Origin of the sequence: Allobranchiibius sp. GilTou73 (genome assembly GCF_021391335.1) — a bacterium.
Taxonomy (GTDB): Bacteria; Actinomycetota; Actinomycetes; order Actinomycetales; family Dermatophilaceae; genus Allobranchiibius; species Allobranchiibius huperziae.
Genome location: NZ_CP090051.1, coordinates 2,675,741 through 2,694,295, shown reverse-complemented (window position 1 = coordinate 2,694,295; position 18,555 = coordinate 2,675,741). Strand labels below are relative to the sequence as shown.

Genomic DNA, 18,555 nt, shown 5'->3' with positions numbered 1-18,555 from the left:
GACTAGGCTCGATCGGCGTGAGCGACGAAGCGAACGACGGTCCAGTGCAGCGCTATCCGGCCTCGGGCGACCCGGGGGAGTCGGGCGACCCGGGAGACCCGCGCGGGTCGGGATCCGCTCGCGGTGTCGCCCAGGCGGCCCTGCGGGTGCTGGTCGCCGAGGACGAGGCGCTGATCCGGATGGACCTCGCCGAGATGCTGGCGGAGGCGGGGTACGACGTCGTGGCCCAGGTGCGTGACGGCCGGTCCGCGATCGAGCAGGCCCGCACCCTGCGCCCGGACCTGGTGGTGATGGACGTCAAGATGCCCGGTCTGGACGGCATCAGCGCCGCCGAGACGATCGGGCAGGAGGGCATCGCGCCGGTCGTCATGCTGACGGCCTTCTCCGACAAGGACCTGGTCGACCGAGCGGGCGACGCGGGGGTGATGGGTTACGTCCTCAAACCGTTCACGATCGACGATCTGCGCCCGGCCCTCGCGATCGCCTGGTGCCGGTGGACCGAGCGGCGCGCGCTCACCGCGGAGGTGGCCGACCTGTCCGACCGGCTGGAGACGCGCAAACGACTGGACAAGGCCAAGGGCGTCCTGATGAAACAGCTGTCCCTGGACGAACCCGCGGCGTTCCGCTGGATCCAGAAGGCCGCGATGGACCGCCGCCTCGGCATGCGGGAGGTGGCCGACGCCGTCATCGCGGGGGCACGGCCGTCGCCCGGTCGTACCGCAGAGTAGATAGTCCACCAAAGGTCACAAACCGGAATCGAACCGGCGCGGAATCCGTTTCGGGGCCCTCGTGCTCCGTACCCTTCCACCATCTTGCTGCGCTCGCAGCGTCCGATCGTGAAAATCAGGAGGCAGTCTCGTGCGTTCGACCTTGATCAAGGTGGGTGTACCCGTCGTCGTTGGCGCCCTCGCACTGTCCGCATGCGGAAGCCGCAGCGGCGGCGGGAGCAGCAGCGGCAGCAGCGGCGGCGGCAGCAGCAAGGTTGCCACCATCGGCGTCACCGCCCCCTTCTCCGGTGACCTGTCGGCAGTGGGTCTCGGCATCGAGAACTCGGTCAAGCTGGCCGTGCAGCAGGCGAACGCGAAGAAGACCATCCCCGGCTGGACCCTCAAGGCCGAGGCCGTGGACGACCAGGGCAAGCCGGAGGTCGGCACCAACGCCGCCACCAAGCTCGCGGGCGACAGCACCGTCGTCGGCGTGGTCGGCAACCTCAACTCCAGCGTCTCCACCAGCACCCAGCCGGTCTTCGCGAAGGCCAACATCGTGCAGGTGTCCCCGGCCAACACCGGTGTCGCGCTGACCAACGTCAACGGCAAGCGCCCCTACGACACCTACTTCCGCACCTGCACCACGGACGCCATCCAGGGACCGTTCGCCGCGAAGTACCTGATCAGCCAGGGCATCAGGAAGGTCGCCACGATCAACGACCAGAAGACCTACGGCGCAGGTCTGACCAAGGCGTTCGAGACGGAGTTCAAGAAGGAGGGCGGCACGATCACCGCCTCCCAGACGATCACCGACGCGCAGACGAACTACTCCTCGGTGATCAGCCAGATCAAGCCGGGCGCCCCGCAGGCCCTCTACTACGGTGGCGAGTACCCGCAGGCCGGCCCGCTGTCCAAGCAGCTGGCGCAGGGCGGTCTGTCCATCCCGGTCATGGGCGGTGACGGAATCTACGACCCGAAGTACATCGCCCTCGGTGGTCGCGCCAACGACCTGGCGACCTCGGTGGGTGCGCCGACCGACAGCACGGCCGCCGGCAAGTCCTTCCTCGCGCAGTACAAGGCTGCCGGGTTCTCCAACGAGGCCGGCGGCTACGGCGCGTACGCGTTCGATGCCGCCAACGCCATCATCGAGGCGCTCAAGACCTCGCTGAAGGACGCCAAGACCGCGCAGGACGCTCGCGCAGCCACCGTGAAGGCCATGGCGAACGTCAGCTTCACCGGTGTCACCGGCAAGGTGGCGTTCGACTCCTTCGGCGACACCACCAACAAGGTGCTGACCGTCTACAAGGTCACCGGCGGGGCGTGGGTCGCGGCCAAGACCGACACGTTCTGATCTGACTCAGCGCGCGGGGGCGGGAACTCATCGGAGTTCTCGCCCCCGCGTTGCCCTGACTCTCCTGGGAGCCTGATGACTCTGTTCATCCAGCAGTTGCTCAACGGCCTGACCGTCGGGTCGCTGTACGCCTTGATCGCCGTCGGCTACACCGTCGTGTACGGCATCGTCCAACTGATCAACTTCGCCCACGGCGAGGTCTTCATGATCGGCGCCTTCGGGTCGCTCGCGACCTGGCAGGTCGTGTGCCGGTCCAACACCGGCCTGTGGGTGCTGCCGATCATGATCGTCGGCGGGGCCGTGTGCTCCGTGGTCGTCGCCCTCCTGATGGAGCGCTTCGCCTACCGGCCGCTGCGCAACGCACCGCGGCTCGCACCGCTCATCACCGCCATCGGGATCTCGATCGCCCTGCAGCGCGCCATCCAGCTCTGGTACCCCGGCGCCACCAGCAACGTGTCCTACCCCAGCATCGACGGGGTGACCGGAAGCTCCCTCACCATCGGCAGCGTCGTCATCCAGCGCACCACGCTCTTCACGCTGGGCGTCCTGATCGTCAGCGCGGCGGCTCTCTACATCTTCATCAGCCGCACCCGCACCGGGAAGGCGATGGTCGCGGTCTCGCAGGACCCGGACACGGCCCGCCTGATGGGGATCAACGTCGACCGCATCATCGCGGCGGCGTTCGCCATGGGTGCCATCCTGGCCGCGCTGGCCGGCGTCGCCCAGGGCCTGCGCGACAGCAACGTGTCGTCCACGATGGGGTTCCTCGCGGGGCTGAAGGCCTTCACCGCGGCGGTCCTCGGCGGCATCGGCAACATCCAGGGTGCCGTCGCCGGTGGTCTGGTCCTCGGCCTCATCGAGGCCATGGCCACCCAGTACATCCCCGGCCAGTTCGGCGGGAACGCCTGGAGTGACGTGTACGCATTCATCGTCCTGATCCTGGTGCTGGTCTTCCGGCCGCAGGGTCTCTTCGGAGCCCGGGTGGTGGACCGCGCATGAACATCCCCAAGATCACGATCGAACCCCGACCGAACGTCGGCAAGGCTCTGCTCGCGGGCGGTTCGGTCCTGCTGATCATCTCCGCGCTGCTGGCCTGGAGCTACGACTCGACGATCCTCGGCGACCTGTCGATCAGTGGTAATCCCGCGCCGCTGCAGGAGCTCGCCATCGTGATGGGCGTCGTCGGCCTCATCGAGGCCGCCCTCGTGCACCGCCGGCTGTCCTCGCTGTCCTGGTGGGACACCACCTACAGCGCCAAGGCCCTCGCGGTCGGCGCGTTGGTCTACATCGTGCTCATCGACTACAACATCGCCTTCCAGTCCGGGGGCGTCATCAACCTGGACCCCGGCGCCTGGCTGGCACTGGTCGCCACCCTCGCGATGGTCGCGGGAGCGCTGCTGCTCGCGCCGGTCAAGGTGACCAACCAGCTGAAGGTGCACGGAGCCAACTGGCTGGAGATCGTGGTGATCGCGGCGACCCTCGCGGGTCTGCTGTTCATGGTCGCCTTCATCCTGCATGGCGACGACGGCGGCTCCGTGCTGGCTGCGCTCGCCGCAGGGGGCACCTTCGGCACGCTGCTCTTCCGTGGTGGATTCTTCACCTGGCTGTCGGTCGCGGCCGCCCGGCACCGCCCGGTGATCATGCTGGGGGCGCTGGTAGTGGCGCTGCTCTTCCCGCTCACCCAGAACGGCACCGACGCCAACATGTCGATCGCCGTCGACATCGCGATCTTCCTGTGTGCGGCGCTCGGGCTCAACATCGTCGTCGGCCTGGCGGGTCTGCTCGACCTCGGGTACATCGCCTTCCTGGGCACCGGCGCGTACGTCGGCGCGATGATGTCGAGCGCGGCGAGCGCCACGATCGGATGGCACCCGCCGTTCCTCGTGGTCGCCCTGCTCGGCGCTCTCACCTCCGCCGTGCTCGGCCTGATCATCGGATCGCCCACCCTGCGGTTGTCGGGTGACTACCTGGCGATCGTGACGCTGGCGTTCGGCGAGATCTTCCACACCGCCGTCAACAACATGGACGGCACCAACGGCCCTGACCTCACCCACGGCCCGAACGGCATCGCGGGAATCCCGGACCTCAACCTGTTCGGGTTCAACTTCGGGTCCTCGCACAAACTCGGGTCGTTCACCATCTCGAACTACTCCAACTACTACATCCTGCTGGTGTTCGTGGCGGCGCTGATCATCACGATCTTCTCCCGCCTCAACAACAGCCGCATCGGGCGCGGCTGGATCGCCATCCGTGAGGACGAGCGGGCCGCCGAGGCGATGGGCGTCAACATCTTCGGACTGAAGATCCTGGCCTTCGCCGGTGGAGCGTTCCTCGCCGGGCTGGCAGGCACGGTGCAGGCGCACGCCACCCCGTCCGTCGTACCCGACAACTACACCTTCCAGGAGTCCTCGTTCCTGCTCGCGGCAGTCGTGCTGGGCGGCATGGGCACGGTGGTGGGTGTGGCGCTCGGCGCGACGGTGCTCAAGCTGCTACCGGAGAAGCTGCGGTTCATCGAGGACTACCGGCTGCTGATCTTCGGTCTGGCTCTGGTGCTGATGATGCGTTTCCGTCCGGAGGGCTTGATCGCGAGCCGCCGGCGTCAGTTGGAGTTCCATGACGAGGACGAGGACCTGGCGACCGTCGTTCAGAAGGAACACGTGGACGAGCAGAAGGCGAACGCATGAGCACCGTGACACGGCGGCCCCGGGACACCGAGTTCTCGTCCGGCAAGGGCGACGTCCTGCTCGAGGCCTCTGACGTCCTCATGCAGTTCGGAGGCCTGACGGCCGTCAAGGACGTCAACATGACGGTGCACGAGGGCGAGATCGTCGGTCTGATCGGCCCGAACGGTGCCGGCAAGACGACGTTCTTCAACTGCCTCACCGGTCTGTACAAGCCGACCTCCGGGGCGGTGCGGCTCAGCGGTGAGCAGATTCCGCCGAAGCCGCGCAAGGTCGTGCGGGCCGGGATGGCGCGCACCTTCCAGAACATCCGGCTCTTCGGCAACATGACCGCGCTGGAGAACGTCATGGTCGGCACCTACTGCCGCACCACGTCGGGGGTGCTCACCACGATCCTGCGGGGGCCGAAGTTCCACCGTGAGGAGCGGGAGACCCGGGTCAAGGCGCAGGAGCTGCTGGACTTCGTCGGGCTCGGTCACACGACGGAGCTGCTGGCCCGCAATCTGCCGTACGGCGACCAGCGCCGGTTGGAGGTCGCGCGCGCTCTGGCCACCGACCCCAAGGTGGTGCTGCTCGACGAGCCGACGGCGGGCATGAACCCGCAGGAGACCCAGCAGGCCTCGGATCTGATCTTCCGGATCCGAGACACCGGACGCGCGGTCGTGGTGATCGAGCACGACATGCGGTTCATCTTCAACCTCTGCGACCGGGTGCTGTGCCTGGTGCGCGGCGAGGTGCTGGTCGAGGGCACGCCCGAGCAGGTGCAGTCTGACCCGCGGGTCATCGAGGCCTACATCGGCACCGGCGAAGACGACGATTTCGACGACGACGATCTGCAGGAGGGCCCGGCGTGACCGCGATGCTCGAGGTCAAGGACCTGTCGGTGGCCTACGGCAAGATCACCGCCGTGAAGGGCATCAACTTCACGGTGGAGGAGGGCCAGGTCGTCACCCTGATCGGTACCAACGGTGCCGGCAAGACCACCACGCTGCGAACCATCTCGGGGTTGTTGCGCCCCTCGAAGGGTGAGATCTCCTTCCTGGGCAAGCGCATCGACAAAGCGCCGGCGCACTCCATCGTCACGATGGGCCTCGCGCACTCGCCGGAGGGTCGACGCATCTTCCCGCGGCAGTCGGTGGAGGAGAACCTCATGCTGGGCGCGTTCGCGCGTCGCGACCGCGCTGACATCCAGGCGGACCTGAAGGAGGCCTACGACCTCTTCCCGATCCTGGCCGAACGTCGCAAGCAGCCGGCCGGCACGTTCTCCGGTGGTGAGCAGCAGATGCTGGCCATGGGCCGGGCGATGATGAGCAGGCCGAAGCTGCTGATGCTGGACGAGCCGTCGATGGGGCTCTCGCCGATCATGATGAAGAAGATCATGACCACGGTGCGCACTCTGCAGAAGCGCGGGACGACGATCCTGCTGGTCGAGCAGAACGCCCGTGCGGCACTGAAACTCGCGTCGCACGGCTACGTGCTCGAGGTCGGCAAGATCGTGCTCGATGGTCCCGGGTCGGAACTGCTCGTCAGCGACGACGTGAAGAAGGCGTACCTGGGAGAGGACTGAGAGGGGGCGGGGTTGAGGACGGATCCGGTGGATCCGTCCAACCTCTGTTCAAGGGTGAAGGGGATGGCACTAAGGTCAGTACGTTCCGTCCCCCGTCGCGCGAGGTGTCGCCCGAATGGCTCGTCCCACCGTCCAGGTGACCATCGCTTCCCCGAGTGATCAGGACCGCTTGATACCCCTGTGGGTGCAGTTGCGATCCGAGACCGGGCAGACCAAGGAGTGGGCCGAGCGCGCCGCTCAGGACGGTCGAATGGAGGCGGCCCTGTCGCGCGACGACGTACGCGTGTTCCTGGCCACCAGCGACGATCGCGACACCGGCTTCGCCGTCGTGATCCGCAGCCCGCTGTCCGGTCTCGGTGACGAGCAGGCCGTGTGGATCGATCAGATGTGGGTCGCCCCCGAACACCGCGGCACCGGCGTGGCGAAGGCGCTGCTCACGCGGGTCTCGGCGTACGGCGAGGAGCAGGGCAGCACCCAGGTGGTGTGCTGCGTGCCCACCCACGAGCGCGGCGTCAACCGCTACTTCGCAAAGCTCGGGTTCGCCTCCACGGTCACGTTGCGCGTCACCTCGACCGCGTCGCTGCGGCGGAAGCTGACCGGCGTGGCCGAGTCCAAGGGCGCGGCTACGTTGCGTGCGCGGCGTTCGCTGCGGGCGCGGGCGCGCGACGACGTGAAGGTTGCCTCCGGACTCTGACGGACCGCGCAGCGGAGGTTGTCGGCCAGCTGTCCTCGATTGTCAGCGGATTCGTGACGCGGGCGCCCGAGAACCGCTGACAACCGGAGAGATTCAGGCGCCCGGGGGAGCGGATCGCACCATGCAGGTGATCCGGGAGGTACACACCCGGCGCCCGTCGTCGTCGAGGATCGCCACGTCGTACGACGCGAGCGTGCGCCCCAGCGAGAGGGCGGTCGCCGTCGCGGTGACGTGACCGGACCGGGCCGCGCGGTGGTGGGTGGCGTTGATGTCGAGCCCGACCGCGATGCCCTTCTCGCCGGCGTGCAGCGCCGCTCCGATCGAGCCGACCGTCTCCGCGAGCACCACGCTCGCGCCGCCGTGCAGCAGGCCGTAGGGCTGGGTGTTGCCCTCCACGGGCATCCGTGCGACCACCCGCTCCGGCGACACCTCGAGGAACTCGATGCCCATCCGCTCGCTGAGCGAGCCGGCGCTCATCTCGTTGAACCGGTCGAGCAGGTCCGCGTCGGACTCGGACGTGGCATCGGGCTGTGGCTGACTGGGCTTGTCGGGCTGGCTGGGTTCCGCGTCGTGCGTGGGGGTGTCGGTCATGGGGCTTAGGCTGCCACGCGTGAAACGGCTGCTGTTGTTGGACGGGCATTCCCTTGCGTACCGAGCGTTCTTCGCGCTCCCGGTGGAGAACTTCTCGACCACGACCGGGCAACCGACGAACGCCGTCTACGGCTTCACCTCGATGCTCATCAACGTGCTGCGCGACGAGGAGCCGACCCACGTGGGCGTCGCGTTCGACGTCTCTCGGCAGACGTTCCGCAGCGAGGAGTACGCCGGCTACAAGGCCAACCGTTCGGCGTCCCCCGACGAGTTCAAGGGCCAGGTCTCCCTGGTCCGCGAGGTGCTCGACGCGCTGAAGATCGCCTACGTCGAGCTCCCCGGTTACGAGGCCGACGACATCATCGCCACCCTCACCGCGCAGGCCAACGCGGCCGAGTTCGACGAGGTGCTGATCTGCTCCGGTGACCGTGACGCGATCCAGCTCATCAACGATCGCGTCACGCTGCTCTACCCGCGTAAGGGCGTCTCCGACCTCGCACGGATGACTCCGGCAGCCGTGCAGGAGAAGTACGGCGTGCCACCGGGTCGTTACAGCGACCTGGCCGCCATGGTCGGCGAGACCTCCGACAACCTGCCGGGTGTCCCCGGGGTCGGCCCCAAGACCGCCGCGAAGTGGATCAACCAGTTCGGCGACCTGACAGGCGTCGTGGACCACGTCGGGGAGATCAAGGGCAAGGTTGGGGAGGCACTGCGCGAACACCTCGACGGGGTGCTGCGCAACCGCCGCCTCAACCAGCTGCTCGGCGATCTGGAGCTGCCGCTGGACGTCGACGCGCTGGAGCGACAGGGCTGGGACCGCGAGCAGGTGCACACCGTCTTCGACGGGCTGGAGTTCCGGGTGCTGCGCGACCGGTTGTTCGCGACCCTCGACGCCGTCGAGGACGAGGCCAACCCCGACGCCAACGTCGAGGTCGACGGCGTCACGTTGGACAGCTCGGAGGTGTCCGGGTGGTTGGCGGAGGCCGCCGGCGTCGGCGTGCGCAGCGGTCTGCAGGTCGTCGGACAGTGGGCGCGCGGCACCGGTGACGTGCAGGGAGTGGCGATCGCCCCGGCGGGTCGCGACGACGCGGCGTACATCGATCTTGAGACGCTGGCGCCCGACGGGGAGGCAGCGCTGGCGGCCTGGCTGGCCGACGACGAGCGCCCCAAGGCTCTGCACGATGCCAAGGGACCGCTGCAGGCCCTCATGGCACGCGGGATGCCGGTGCGCGGCGTGGTGAGCGACACCGCATTGGCGGCCTACCTCGTGCGGCCGGACCAGCGCTCCTACGACCTGACCGACCTGGTGCTGCGCCACCTCAAACGCGAACTTGTCGGCACCCCCGACAACGCCGCCCAGGGCGTGCTCGACCTGGGGGTGGGTGACCAACGGTCCGACGAGGCGATGGCCCAGGCCCGTGCCGTGCTCGACCTGTCGGTGTCCCTCGACACCGAGCTGGAGGCCATCGGCGAGACCGCGCTGCTTCGCGACGTCGAGCTGCCCCTGGTGGGCGTGCTCGCGACCATGGAGCGGGCGGGTATCGGCGTCGACGTCGATGCGATGCAGGTGCTCGAGGCCGACTACGGCGACGGGGTCTCCTCCGCCGGGGCCGATGCGTACGAGGCCATCGGCGGTGAGCAGATCAACCTCGGCTCGCCGAAGCAGCTGCAGGTGGTGCTCTTCGAGACGCTGGGGATGCCCAAGACCAAGCGCACCAAGACCGGCTACACGACCGACGCCGACGCGCTGAGCGACCTCTACGCGCGCACCGAGCACCCGTTCCTGGAGGCGTTGCTGCGCCACCGGGACAGCTCGCGGCTGCGGGTGACGGTGGAGGGGCTGCTCAAGTCCGTCGCCGACGACGGGCGCATCCACACGACGTACCAGCAGACCATCGCCGCGACCGGGCGGCTGTCCTCGACCGATCCCAACCTGCAGAACATCCCGATCCGCACCGAGGCCGGCCGACGCATCCGCGAGGTCTTCGTGGTCGGATCGGGTTACGAGACACTGATGTCCGCGGATTACAGCCAGATCGAGATGCGCATCATGGCGCATCTGTCCGGCGACGAAGGCCTCATCGAGGCGTTCCGCACCGGTGAGGACCTGCACCGGTTCGTGGGGTCGCGGGTCTTCCACGTCGAGCCCGCCGACGTCACCGGCGAGATGCGCTCCAAGGTGAAGGCGATGTCGTACGGCCTGGCCTACGGGCTGTCGGCGTTCGGGCTGTCCAAGCAGCTGACCATCAGCACCGAGGAGGCCAAGGCGCTGATGGACGAGTACTTCGCCCGGTTCGGTGGGGTGCGCGACTACCTGCGCGAGGTGGTGGCAGCCGCGAGTCTGACCGGTTACACCGAGACCATGCTGGGCCGCCGCCGTTACCTGCCCGACCTGACCTCGACCAACCGGCAGCGCCGCGACATGGCCGAGCGGATGGCGCTCAACGCACCCATCCAGGGGTCGGCGGCAGACATCATCAAGTTGGCGATGCTGCGCGTCGACGCCGCACTGCGCACCGCAGACGCGCAGTCGCGGATGCTGCTGCAGGTGCACGACGAACTGGTGCTGGAGATCGCGCCGGGGGAGCGGGCCGACGTCGAGGCCCTCGTACGCCGCGAGATGGGCGCCGCGATCGACCTGGATGTGCCGCTCGACGTCAGCGTGGGTGTCGGCTCGTCCTGGCATGACGCCGCCCACTGACCGGGACTGCACCGTCGCGCCGAGCCGCTAGGTGCGGCGGGGATCGCTGCCTCGTACGACCATGTGCGCAGTGTGCGTCGGTGGCCAGGGCTGCAGCACTGGCCACCGACGCACATCGCCCACCCTGTCCCCAGGAAGCGGTCAGCGCAGGTGGCGCAGGTACCGCTCGGGCAGCTCGCAGAAGCCGCGGTAGTGCAGCACGAGGTCCAGGTCGTCCCACGCACGCTCGTGGAAGCCGTCGGCGTCCAACTCGAGCACCGTGGCGCCGGGCAGGCTCGCGATGATCGGTGAGTGGGTGGCGATCAGCACCTGGACGCCGGAGTGCTCCAACATGCCCATCAGCTCGCTGATGAGTCGCAGCTGCGCCGTGAAGGAGAGCCCCGCCTCGGGCTCGTCGAGCACGTAGAACCCGTCGCCGGTGAACCGCGTGGTGTCGAAGAGGGTCTGGAACGCCTCGCCGTGGCTGAGCTGGTGGAACTCCGGGTCCCGGGTGTAGTTCTCCTCCCGGGTGCCGTCCAGGAACGCGAACAACCCGTGCATCGTCTCGGCGCGTACGAAGTAGCCCCACCGCGACCCGCCGGGCGACCGGGTGAGAGACAGCCAATCCCACAGCGGCGATTCGCTGACCCAGGTCGAGTGGGTGGCGCCGGTCGAACCACCCTCACCGTTCATCCCGTACGCCATCGCGATGGCCTCGACGAGGGTGGATTTCCCGGTGCCGTTCTCTCCGACCAGCACGGTCGCTGGCGACAGGTCGAGCCCCTCGGCGAGCAGCTGGCGAACCGGGCCGAGCGAGGTCACCCAGTGCGAGTGGTCGATCTCGGCATGCTTGCGCACACCGAGGCGGCGCAGCGGCACCGGAGTCCTCTCCAGCCACCCCTTCGCCATGTCGGCAGACTACGTCGCCGGGGTGACAGCGGGTGCGGACTTCGCCATCAGGATGACCGGGGGTTCCGTGTCGGGCAGCCAGTCCGGACGGGCGTGGCCGATCTCGCTCCACCCACGGTGCCGGTAGACGGCGAGCGGACGCTCGTTGGCGGTCACGACGTCGAGCACAGCGGTCCGGCCGCGGGCGAAGATCCAGTCCTCCGCCGCGTCCATCAGGGCACCGCCGACACGCCGACCGCGCACCGTGAGGTCGACGAACAGGACTGAGAGACAGGACAGCTCGTCGATGGGTCGACCGGCGCCGGCCGCCCACGCCTCGCCCAGCTCACCCGGCAGCACCGCGGTCACCGAGACGTGACCGACCACCCGGCCCGCGTCCTCCACCACCAGGGCGACCAGCTCGTCGGGCCGGACGATGAACTCTCGCACGGGGAACGGCAACGGCCACCGCAACGGGTAGCGCGACGTCGGCTGCTGGGCTGCCAGCACCTGCTCGAGGACGACGAGGTCCTCCTCGCGGCGGGGTCGGATGCGGATCGCAGGCGGCGTGGTGCTCATCGGGTCATGCTGCAACGACGCGGGTCGACCAGCCACGGCGGGTCCGGACGGCGCCCACGGCACGGCATACGAGGTAGATCGCGAAGGACAGCGTGGTCACGTACGGGCTGATCGGTCGCCCGGGGGAGAGGGACAGCAGGATCCCGCCCTCCATGGACAGCACCGCGAAGGCCACCGACAGCACGCTGACCAGCGCTGGTCGCGCGGTCAGACACGTGGCGGCGGCCGTGGGGGTGATGAGCAGCGCCATCACCAGGAGGGCGCCGACCAGCTGCACGCACATCGCGCAGACCAGGCCGAGCACCACCATGAAGATCAGGGAGAGCTCGCGCACCCGTACGCCGCGTGCCTGCGCCACCACCGGGTCGACGGCTGCGAAGAACATCGGGCGCCACAGCGGGATCAGCACGACGGCGACCACCACCGTCAGCAGCGCCAGCGATCCCAGCTGAGCGTTGTCGACCGAGACGATCTGGCCGAGCAGCAGGCCGAACTTGTTGCTGCTGCGACCGTCGTAGAGCGACAGGAAGAGCACCCCGAGGCCGAGCCCGAAGGGCAGCACGATGCCGATGAGCGAGTTGCTCTGCCGTGCGCGGATACCCATGAGTGCCAACACGATCGCGCCGAGCACGGACCCGGCGACCGCACCGAGGGTGATGCTCACCCCGGCGAGCAGCGCGGCGGCGGCGCCGGCGAAGGACAGCTCCGCGGTGCCGTGTACGGCGAATGCCAGGTCACGCGCCTGGATCATCGGTCCGATGACGCCGGCGATGATGCCGAGCAGCGCTCCCGCGACGAGCGACGACGTGACCAGGGGTAGCAGCGACCAGAACTGGTCGAAGGAGATCAGTTTGGCCAGCGCGTCAGCCATGCTCGTGCGCCTCCTGGTGATGGTGGTCGTGCCCGGGCGTCGCCGAGTCGTCCCCGCCCAGCACGACGATCCGCCCGTGGTGGTGCAGCACGTCGACGGGTGCCCCGTAGAGCTCGCTCAGCACCTCCGCACGCATGACCTCCTCCGCGGTGCCGACCCGTGCCTTGCCGCCGGCGAGGTAGGCGACGTGGTCGACGAGCGGCAGGATCGGGTTGATCTCATGGGTCACGAAGAGCACCGCGGTGCCCTCGAGGCGGCGTACCCGATCGATGGCCTGCGCGACCTCGCGCTGGTGGTGCAGGTCGAGGTTGAGCAGCGGTTCGTCGCACAGCAGCAGCCGTGGCCTGGTGACGAGGGCCTGCGCGATCCGGAGGCGCTGGCGCTCCCCGCCGGAGAGCATCGACAGTGGCGCGTCGGCGTACGCCGTGGCTCCGACGGTCTGCATGGCGCGCTGCACCGCGTCCTTCTTGGCGCGCGAGCCGAGGCTGATGCCGATCCGGTGGCCGTCCCAGCCGAAGCCCACCAGGTCACGTCCGCGGATCGCCGTGTCCGGCGCGAGCGCGCCGTGCTGGGGGATGTACCCGATCAGGGGCGAACCGCGGTGCACCGGTTCCCCGCAGACCAGCGCCCGGCCGTGACGCAGCGGCTGCTCGCCGAGCAGCACCCGCAACAGGGACGACTTTCCTGCGCCGTTGGGCCCGAGGACACCGACGAACTCGCCGGCCTGCACCTGAAGGTCCAGCCCGCTCCACAGCACGCGACTGCCGTAGGCCAGCTCCGCGTCGTGCAGGGAGACCACGGGGGTCACGAGAGTGCCCGCTGCAGTGTGGTGATGCAGCTGAGTACCCAGTGCAGGTAGTCGTGTTCGCCGGCCGGGAAAGTCTCGTAGACCTGCACGACCGGAACGCCGACCTTGTCCGCGGCGTTCTGCAGGACCGCCGACGTCGCGTCGGAGGTCTGCGCGTTCAGGGTCACCAGCTGCACCCGTTTCGTCGAGATGGCGGTGGTCGCGGCACGCAGTGCGACTGCCGACACCGAATCTGCCTCGGACTGCTCACGATAGGTGGCCGGGGTGCCGTCGGCGATGCCCGCGGTGGACAGCAGGTAGCCCACGACCGGCTCGGTCATCAGCGCGGACAGGTGCGGGTGGGCGACGCCGATCGACCGGGCCCGGGTGGTCAGCGCGCCGATCTTCGTGGCGAAGGAGCGGGCGTTGGCGCGGAAGTACGCCGCGTGCGCCGGGTCCGCCTTGGCCAGGTCGGCCGCCAGGACGTTGGCCACCTTGATCGAGGTGGGCAGTGACCAGAAGACGTGCTCGTTGAACGACGGGTCGTGCCCGTGGTCGAGTCCGGAGACCGTGACCGCGTCGACTGCCGTCGTACCCGAGTCGCCGGTGACCAGCTTCTGCGCCCAGTCGTCGTACCCCCCGCCGTTGTAGACCGCCACGGCGGACTTGCGCACCGCCAGCTTGTCGCGCGCGGTCGACTCGTAGTCGTGGGGGTCCTGCGACGGGCTTGTGATGGCCGAGGTCACCTGCGCGTGCTCGCCGCCGACGTAACGGGCCACCGAGCCCCAGACGTCGGTGGAGGTCCAGACCTGCACCTTCCCGTCTGCGGCCTTGCTCCCGCCGCCGGATCCACACCCCGCGAGGGCGAGGACCGCGACCGCGGCGGCGAGGGCGGCGACGGGACGCTTCATCTTCTCTCCTGAGATGGGAAGTGGGAATCATTCTCGATCGTGATCATAACCACTGAATGAGAATCATTACCAACAAGGCTCGGTCCTCGTCGACGGTCGCGGACAGCCCCCAGGCGCGTGACGTAGCGTGAAGTGGTGAGTGCATCCACCACGGCCCCAGTCATTTCCACCGTCGGCGAACTGCGCGCGAGCGGCCACGAACAGGTCGGCGTACGCGAAGAGATCCGGCGCAACCTCCTGAGCGCCCTGGCCGAGGGGCGCGACCCCTGGCCCGGCATCCAGGGTTTCGCCGACACCGTCATCCCGCAACTCGAACGCGCGCTGCTGGCCGGGCACGACATCGTGCTGCTCGGCGAGCGCGGACAGGGCAAGACCCGTGTGCTGCGCACCCTGCAGGGACTGCTCGACGAGTGGACCCCGGTCATCGCCGGATCGGAGCTCGGCGAGCATCCCTACGACCCCATCACCCCCGCCTCGATCCGGCGCGCGAGCGAGTTGGGCGATCAGCTGCCCGTCAGCTGGCGACACCGTGACCAGCGGTACGCCGAGAAGCTCGCGACCCCGGACACCTCGGTCGGTGACCTCGTGGGTGACATCGATCCGATGAAGGTGGCCGAGGGCCGCAGCCTGGGCGACCCCGAGACGATCCACTTCGGGCTCATCCCGCGCAGCCACCGCGGCATCGTCGCCATCAACGAGCTGCCCGACCTCGCCGAGCGCATCCAGGTCTCGATGCTCAACGTGATGGAGGAACGCGACATCCAGGTGCGCGGCTACGTGCTGCGACTGCCGCTGGACGTCCTCGTCGTCGCGAGCGCGAACCCGGAGGATTACACCAACCGCGGGCGCATCATCACTCCGCTGAAGGACCGCTTCGGTGCTCAGGTGCGCACCCACTACCCGCTCACCATCGAGGGCGAGGTGGCGGTCATCTCCCAGGAGGCGCAGCTCGTCGCGACGGTGCCGGACTTCATCGTGGAGATCCTGGCCCGCTTCACGCGCGGCCTGCGCGAGTCCAACGCGATCGACCAGCGATCGGGCGTCTCGGCGCGGTTCGCGATCGCAGCGGCCGAGACCGTGGCCGCCGCAGCCCTACGCCGCGCGAGCATCCGCCACGAGGACGAGGCCGTCGCCCGGGTCGTGGACCTGGACACGGCGTCCGACGTACTGACTGGCAAGGTCGAGTTCGAGAGCGGTCACGAGGGGCGTGAGGAGCCGGTGCTGGAGCACCTGCTGCGGATGGCGGTCGCCGACACGGCGCGTTCCCGGTTGCGCGGCATCGATCTCGGCCTGCTCGTGCGCAGCATCGAGGAGGGCGCCGAGATCAGCACCGGCGACGACGTGACGAGCGCCGATCTGCTCGCCGCACTGCCCGTGCTCGGCGAGTCCGACCTCTACGACCAGATCGCCGAGCGGCTCGGCGCGCACACTCCGGGTGAGCGCGCCAGCGCCGTCGAGCTGGCCCTGGAGGGTCTCTACCTGGCCCGCAAGGTCAGCAAGGACGTCGACGACGACGGACGCGCGACGTACCGCTGAGCAGGCGGGGTCCACGCTGACGGCTTTTGCGACCGTTGACGGCGTTCGAACACCGTCAACCGTCGCGAACGCCGTCACCGTGGGACTCGATCGATTCCAGGACCCGGTCGACGATCTGCTCGGGGGACAGCGACACGTCGATGCGGTGTTCGTCGGTGAAAGAGAGGGGCTGCCAACCGTGGTACCAGGCCCGCATCTGATCGGCCGTGAACTCCGCCGCCTGCGGCCGCATGGCGTGACGTCGGACGGTCTCCTCGTAGCTGAGGTCGAAGGCGAAGAAGGTTGCATGATGCGCGTACGCCGCGACCCGCTCCAGCATGTCGGAATACCTGCGAGCGTTGAAGATCCCCTCCATGATCACATGCTGGTCGCGCGCCAGACAGTGCCTGGCGGCCGTCTCCAGCAGCTCCGCATGCGCCATCCCGCGCTGTTCGGGCTCTCGGTAGACGATGCGCCGGAAGTGGTCCTGCTGCAGGATCGCCGTCGGCGAGGTCAGTCGCGCCTGCAGCATTCGCGCGATCGTGCTCTTACCCGAGCCGGAGTTGCCGCGCAGCACGATCAGCATGCGCGCAAGGTTACGAAGCCCGTGGCATCGGCGGGCGTCGTCGCACCAGGCGGGGACCATCCGGTGCCCGCCGTATGATCGAGGTGTCCGGTTCGGGCACCGTCGCATCCCGTTTCGAGGAGGCGCATTTCTTTGGCCAGTAAGCGAACTCACCGCTCCCGCTACGGCCGGTACGTCGGCGGGCCGGACCCGCTCGCGCCGCCGGTCGACCTGGCCGAAGCGCTGGACGCGATCGGCGAGGACGTCATGTCCGGCTACTCACCCGAGCACGCGATGCGGGAGTTCCTGCGCCGCGGGACCCGTGACCAGCAGGGCCTGGACGAGTTGGCCCGTCAGGTCGCGCAGAAGCGCCGCGAGATGCTCGCCAAGCACAACCTGGACGGCACCTTCCAGGAGGTGAAGGAGTTGCTCGACAAAGCGGTGCTCACCGAGCGCAAGCGGCTGGCCCGCGACCTGGACGACGACGCGCGGTTCGCCGAGATGCGCATCGAGAATCTTCCGCCGTCCACCGCCGCCGCGGTCAACGAACTCAGCGACTACCCGTGGCGTGACGCCGAGGCGCGCGAGGACTACGAGCGGATCAAGGACCTGCTCGGCCGGGAGATGCTCGACCAGCGGTTCGCCGGCATGAAGCAGGCGCTCGAGGGCGCCACCGACGAGGACCGCGCACAGATCAGCGAGATGCTGAAGGACCTCAACGATCTGCTCACCAAGCACCGCAACGGTGAGGACACCGACGCGGCGTTCGAGCAGTTCATGGACAAGCACGGCGACCTCTTTCCCGAGCAGCCCGAGACCATCGAGGAGCTGCTGGACTCGCTGGCGCAGCGCGCCGCGGCGGCGCAGCGGATGCGCAACTCGATGACCCAGGAGCAGCGCGACGAGCTGGACGCCCTGGCCACCCAGGCGTTCGGATCGCCCGAGTTGATGGATCAGCTCGGCGCCCTCGACGACAACCTGCGCGCCCTGCGTCCCGGCGAGGACTGGAGCGGCGGGGAGGAGTTCGGCGGTGAGCAGGGGATGGGCCTCGGCGACGGCACCGGGATGCTGCAGGATCTCGCCGACCTCGACGCACTGAGCGAGCAGTTGTCCCAGCAGTACGCCGGGGCACGGATGGACGACCTCGACCTGGATGCGCTGCGGCGCCAGCTGGGCGATGAGGCGGCAGTGGACGCGCAACGGCTCGCGGAGCTGGAGCGACAGCTGCGCAACCGCGACTACCTGCAGTCCGACGCCCAGGGAGACCTGCGCCTGTCGCCGCGCGCCATGCGCGAGCTCGGCAAGTCGTTGCTGCGCGACGTCAGTCAGACGCTGTCCGGTCGGCAGGGGCAGCGCGACGCGCGCAAGGCGGGTACGGCGGGCGAGCCCTCCGGCGCATCGCGACCGTGGGAGTTCGGCGACACCGAGTCGTGGGACGTCACGCGCACGCTGACCAACGCGACGCTGCGCCGAGCGGGCGAGAACAAGGACCACCCCGGTCCCGTCATCTCCTTCGAGGACGTGGAGGTGCAGGAGACCGAGGCACGCACCCAGGCGGCTGTCGCGCTGCTGGTCGACACGTCGTTCTCGATGGCGATGGACGGTCGGTGGCTGCCCATGAAACGCACGGCGCTCGCGCTGCACCAGCTCATCTCGACCAGGTTCCGCGGCGACCATCTGGAGCTGGTGGCCTTCGGACGGCACGCGCAGACCATGGAGATCGCAGAGCTGACCGGGCTGGCGCCGGAGTGGGACAAGGGCACCAACCTGCACCATGCGCTGATCCTGGCCAACCAGCACTTCCGCAGGTATCCCAACGCCCAGCCGGTGCTGCTCGTCGTCACCGACGGCGAGCCGACGGCGCACCTGGAGTCCGACGGCGAGGTCTTCTTCGACTACCCCCCGCACCCGTTGACCGTGGCGTACGCCGTCCGCGAGCTGGACCAGTCGACCCGCCTCGGCGCGCAGACCACGATCTTCCGGCTCGGCGAGGACCCCGGCCTGGCGCGCTTCCTGGACCAGCTGGCCAAGCGCGCCGGCGGGCGGGTGCTCGCACCGGAGCTGGACGGACTGGGCGCCGCGGTGGTCGACAGCTACCTGTCGGGGCGCACGTCCGGCGGCAGCAACTGGTTCGGCGCCTCCGGCTGACCCGGGCCGAACGTGTGGAG

General features: G+C 68.9%; 17 protein-coding genes. 10 read left to right on the top strand and 7 right to left on the bottom strand.

Annotated features, from left to right (window positions below):
• Positions 1–11: 11 nt before the first annotated feature.
• The 7 genes from LVQ62_RS13280 (at position 12) to LVQ62_RS13250 (ending at position 7,000) form a co-directional block, all read left to right on the top strand.
• Complete coding sequence (locus LVQ62_RS13280) at positions 12–728, top strand: ANTAR domain-containing response regulator (RefSeq protein ID WP_370639709.1); 717 nt, start codon at positions 12–14, stop codon at positions 726–728.
• Between the two features lie 130 nt (positions 729–858).
• Complete coding sequence (locus tag LVQ62_RS13275; protein ID WP_233762267.1) at positions 859–2,058, top strand: branched-chain amino acid ABC transporter substrate-binding protein; 1,200 nt, start codon at positions 859–861, stop codon at positions 2,056–2,058.
• 75 nt (positions 2,059–2,133) lie between these two features.
• Positions 2,134–3,057 carry a branched-chain amino acid ABC transporter permease gene (locus LVQ62_RS13270; RefSeq protein WP_233762265.1) on the top strand — a complete coding sequence of 308 codons (924 nt, stop codon included), beginning with the start codon at positions 2,134–2,136 and terminating at the stop codon, positions 3,055–3,057.
• The gene (locus tag LVQ62_RS13265; RefSeq protein WP_233762263.1) at positions 3,054–4,742 is read left to right on the top strand and encodes a branched-chain amino acid ABC transporter permease; all 1,689 of its coding nucleotides are present in this window, start codon (positions 3,054–3,056) and stop codon (positions 4,740–4,742) included. The genes LVQ62_RS13270 and LVQ62_RS13265 overlap by 4 nt, the downstream gene beginning before the upstream one ends.
• On the top strand, positions 4,739–5,593 hold the full coding sequence (locus LVQ62_RS13260; protein WP_233762261.1) for an ABC transporter ATP-binding protein: 855 nt from the start codon (positions 4,739–4,741) through the stop codon (positions 5,591–5,593). Before LVQ62_RS13265 ends, LVQ62_RS13260 begins: the two co-directional genes overlap by 4 nt.
• Complete coding sequence (locus LVQ62_RS13255) at positions 5,590–6,306, top strand: ABC transporter ATP-binding protein (RefSeq protein WP_179480473.1); 717 nt, start codon at positions 5,590–5,592, stop codon at positions 6,304–6,306. Before LVQ62_RS13260 ends, LVQ62_RS13255 begins: the two co-directional genes overlap by 4 nt.
• 115 nt (positions 6,307–6,421) lie before the next feature.
• Positions 6,422–7,000, top strand: a complete 579-nt coding sequence (locus LVQ62_RS13250) for a GNAT family N-acetyltransferase (protein WP_179480475.1) — start codon at positions 6,422–6,424, stop codon at positions 6,998–7,000.
• A 93-nt stretch (positions 7,001–7,093) separates the two neighbouring features.
• Here the strand turns inward: LVQ62_RS13250 and LVQ62_RS13245 are convergent, their stop codons facing one another.
• Positions 7,094–7,477, bottom strand: coding sequence for a PaaI family thioesterase (locus tag LVQ62_RS13245; RefSeq protein WP_208052383.1), 384 nt, complete (start codon positions 7,475–7,477; stop codon positions 7,094–7,096).
• 133 nt (positions 7,478–7,610) lie between these two features.
• On the opposite strand from LVQ62_RS13245, the gene polA reads away from it, so the two are divergent.
• The gene (polA, locus tag LVQ62_RS13240) at positions 7,611–10,292 is read left to right on the top strand and encodes a DNA polymerase I (protein WP_233762259.1); all 2,682 of its coding nucleotides are present in this window, start codon (positions 7,611–7,613) and stop codon (positions 10,290–10,292) included.
• 141 nt (positions 10,293–10,433) lie between these two features.
• Here the strand turns inward: polA and LVQ62_RS13235 are convergent, their stop codons facing one another.
• Genes LVQ62_RS13235 through LVQ62_RS13215 form a run of 5 tightly spaced genes read right to left on the bottom strand, consistent with a single transcriptional unit; the run spans position 10,434 to position 14,307 of the window.
• Positions 10,434–11,180: an AAA family ATPase gene (locus LVQ62_RS13235; protein ID WP_233762257.1), complete on the bottom strand. Its 747-nt coding sequence runs from the start codon at positions 11,178–11,180 to the stop codon at positions 10,434–10,436.
• A 9-nt stretch (positions 11,181–11,189) separates the two neighbouring features.
• Positions 11,190–11,738: a GNAT family N-acetyltransferase gene (locus LVQ62_RS13230; RefSeq protein WP_233762255.1), complete on the bottom strand. Its 549-nt coding sequence runs from the start codon at positions 11,736–11,738 to the stop codon at positions 11,190–11,192.
• A 4-nt stretch (positions 11,739–11,742) separates the two neighbouring features.
• On the bottom strand, positions 11,743–12,609 hold the full coding sequence (locus tag LVQ62_RS13225) for a metal ABC transporter permease (protein WP_233762250.1): 867 nt from the start codon (positions 12,607–12,609) through the stop codon (positions 11,743–11,745).
• Positions 12,602–13,408 (bottom strand): metal ABC transporter ATP-binding protein, encoded by an 807-nt coding sequence (locus LVQ62_RS13220; protein WP_370639627.1) that lies wholly within the window; start codon positions 13,406–13,408, stop codon positions 12,602–12,604. Before LVQ62_RS13220 ends, LVQ62_RS13225 begins: the two co-directional genes overlap by 8 nt.
• Positions 13,409–13,413: 5 nt before the next feature.
• A complete protein-coding gene (locus tag LVQ62_RS13215) occupies positions 13,414–14,307 on the bottom strand; it encodes a metal ABC transporter solute-binding protein, Zn/Mn family (RefSeq protein WP_233762246.1) in 894 nt (297 codons plus the stop codon).
• 135 nt (positions 14,308–14,442) lie between these two features.
• Here LVQ62_RS13215 and LVQ62_RS13210 point away from each other — a divergent pair, with 135 nt between their 5' ends.
• Complete coding sequence (locus tag LVQ62_RS13210) at positions 14,443–15,843, top strand: sigma 54-interacting transcriptional regulator (protein WP_233762243.1); 1,401 nt, start codon at positions 14,443–14,445, stop codon at positions 15,841–15,843.
• Positions 15,844–15,898: 55 nt separating this feature from the next.
• On the opposite strand, the gene LVQ62_RS13205 is transcribed toward LVQ62_RS13210, so the two are convergent.
• Complete coding sequence (locus LVQ62_RS13205; RefSeq protein WP_233762241.1) at positions 15,899–16,408, bottom strand: AAA family ATPase; 510 nt, start codon at positions 16,406–16,408, stop codon at positions 15,899–15,901.
• A 132-nt stretch (positions 16,409–16,540) separates the two neighbouring features.
• Here LVQ62_RS13205 and LVQ62_RS13200 point away from each other — a divergent pair, with 132 nt between their 5' ends.
• Positions 16,541–18,535: a VWA domain-containing protein gene (locus tag LVQ62_RS13200; RefSeq protein WP_370639626.1), complete on the top strand. Its 1,995-nt coding sequence runs from the start codon at positions 16,541–16,543 to the stop codon at positions 18,533–18,535.
• Positions 18,536–18,555: the final 20 nt, after the last annotated feature.

Excerpts from the sequence above, each read along its gene's own strand:
- LVQ62_RS13270 (WP_233762265.1), top strand. The coding sequence starts at position 2,134 with ATGACTCTGTTCATCCAGCAGTTGCTCAACGGCCTGACCGTCGGGTCG.
- LVQ62_RS13265 (WP_233762263.1), top strand. The coding sequence starts at position 3,054 with ATGAACATCCCCAAGATCACGATCGAACCCCGACCGAACGTCGGCAAG.
- LVQ62_RS13260 (WP_233762261.1), top strand. The coding sequence starts at position 4,739 with ATGAGCACCGTGACACGGCGGCCCCGGGACACCGAGTTCTCGTCCGGC.
- LVQ62_RS13250 (WP_179480475.1), top strand. The coding sequence starts at position 6,422 with ATGGCTCGTCCCACCGTCCAGGTGACCATCGCTTCCCCGAGTGATCAG.
- LVQ62_RS13245 (WP_208052383.1), bottom strand. The coding sequence starts at position 7,477 with ATGAGCGCCGGCTCGCTCAGCGAGCGGATGGGCATCGAGTTCCTCGAG.
- LVQ62_RS13235 (WP_233762257.1), bottom strand. The coding sequence starts at position 11,180 with ATGGCGAAGGGGTGGCTGGAGAGGACTCCGGTGCCGCTGCGCCGCCTC.
- LVQ62_RS13230 (WP_233762255.1), bottom strand. The coding sequence starts at position 11,738 with ATGAGCACCACGCCGCCTGCGATCCGCATCCGACCCCGCCGCGAGGAG.
- LVQ62_RS13225 (WP_233762250.1), bottom strand. The coding sequence starts at position 12,609 with ATGGCTGACGCGCTGGCCAAACTGATCTCCTTCGACCAGTTCTGGTCG.
- LVQ62_RS13215 (WP_233762246.1), bottom strand. The coding sequence starts at position 14,307 with ATGAAGCGTCCCGTCGCCGCCCTCGCCGCCGCGGTCGCGGTCCTCGCC.
- LVQ62_RS13205 (WP_233762241.1), bottom strand. The coding sequence starts at position 16,408 with ATGCTGATCGTGCTGCGCGGCAACTCCGGCTCGGGTAAGAGCACGATC.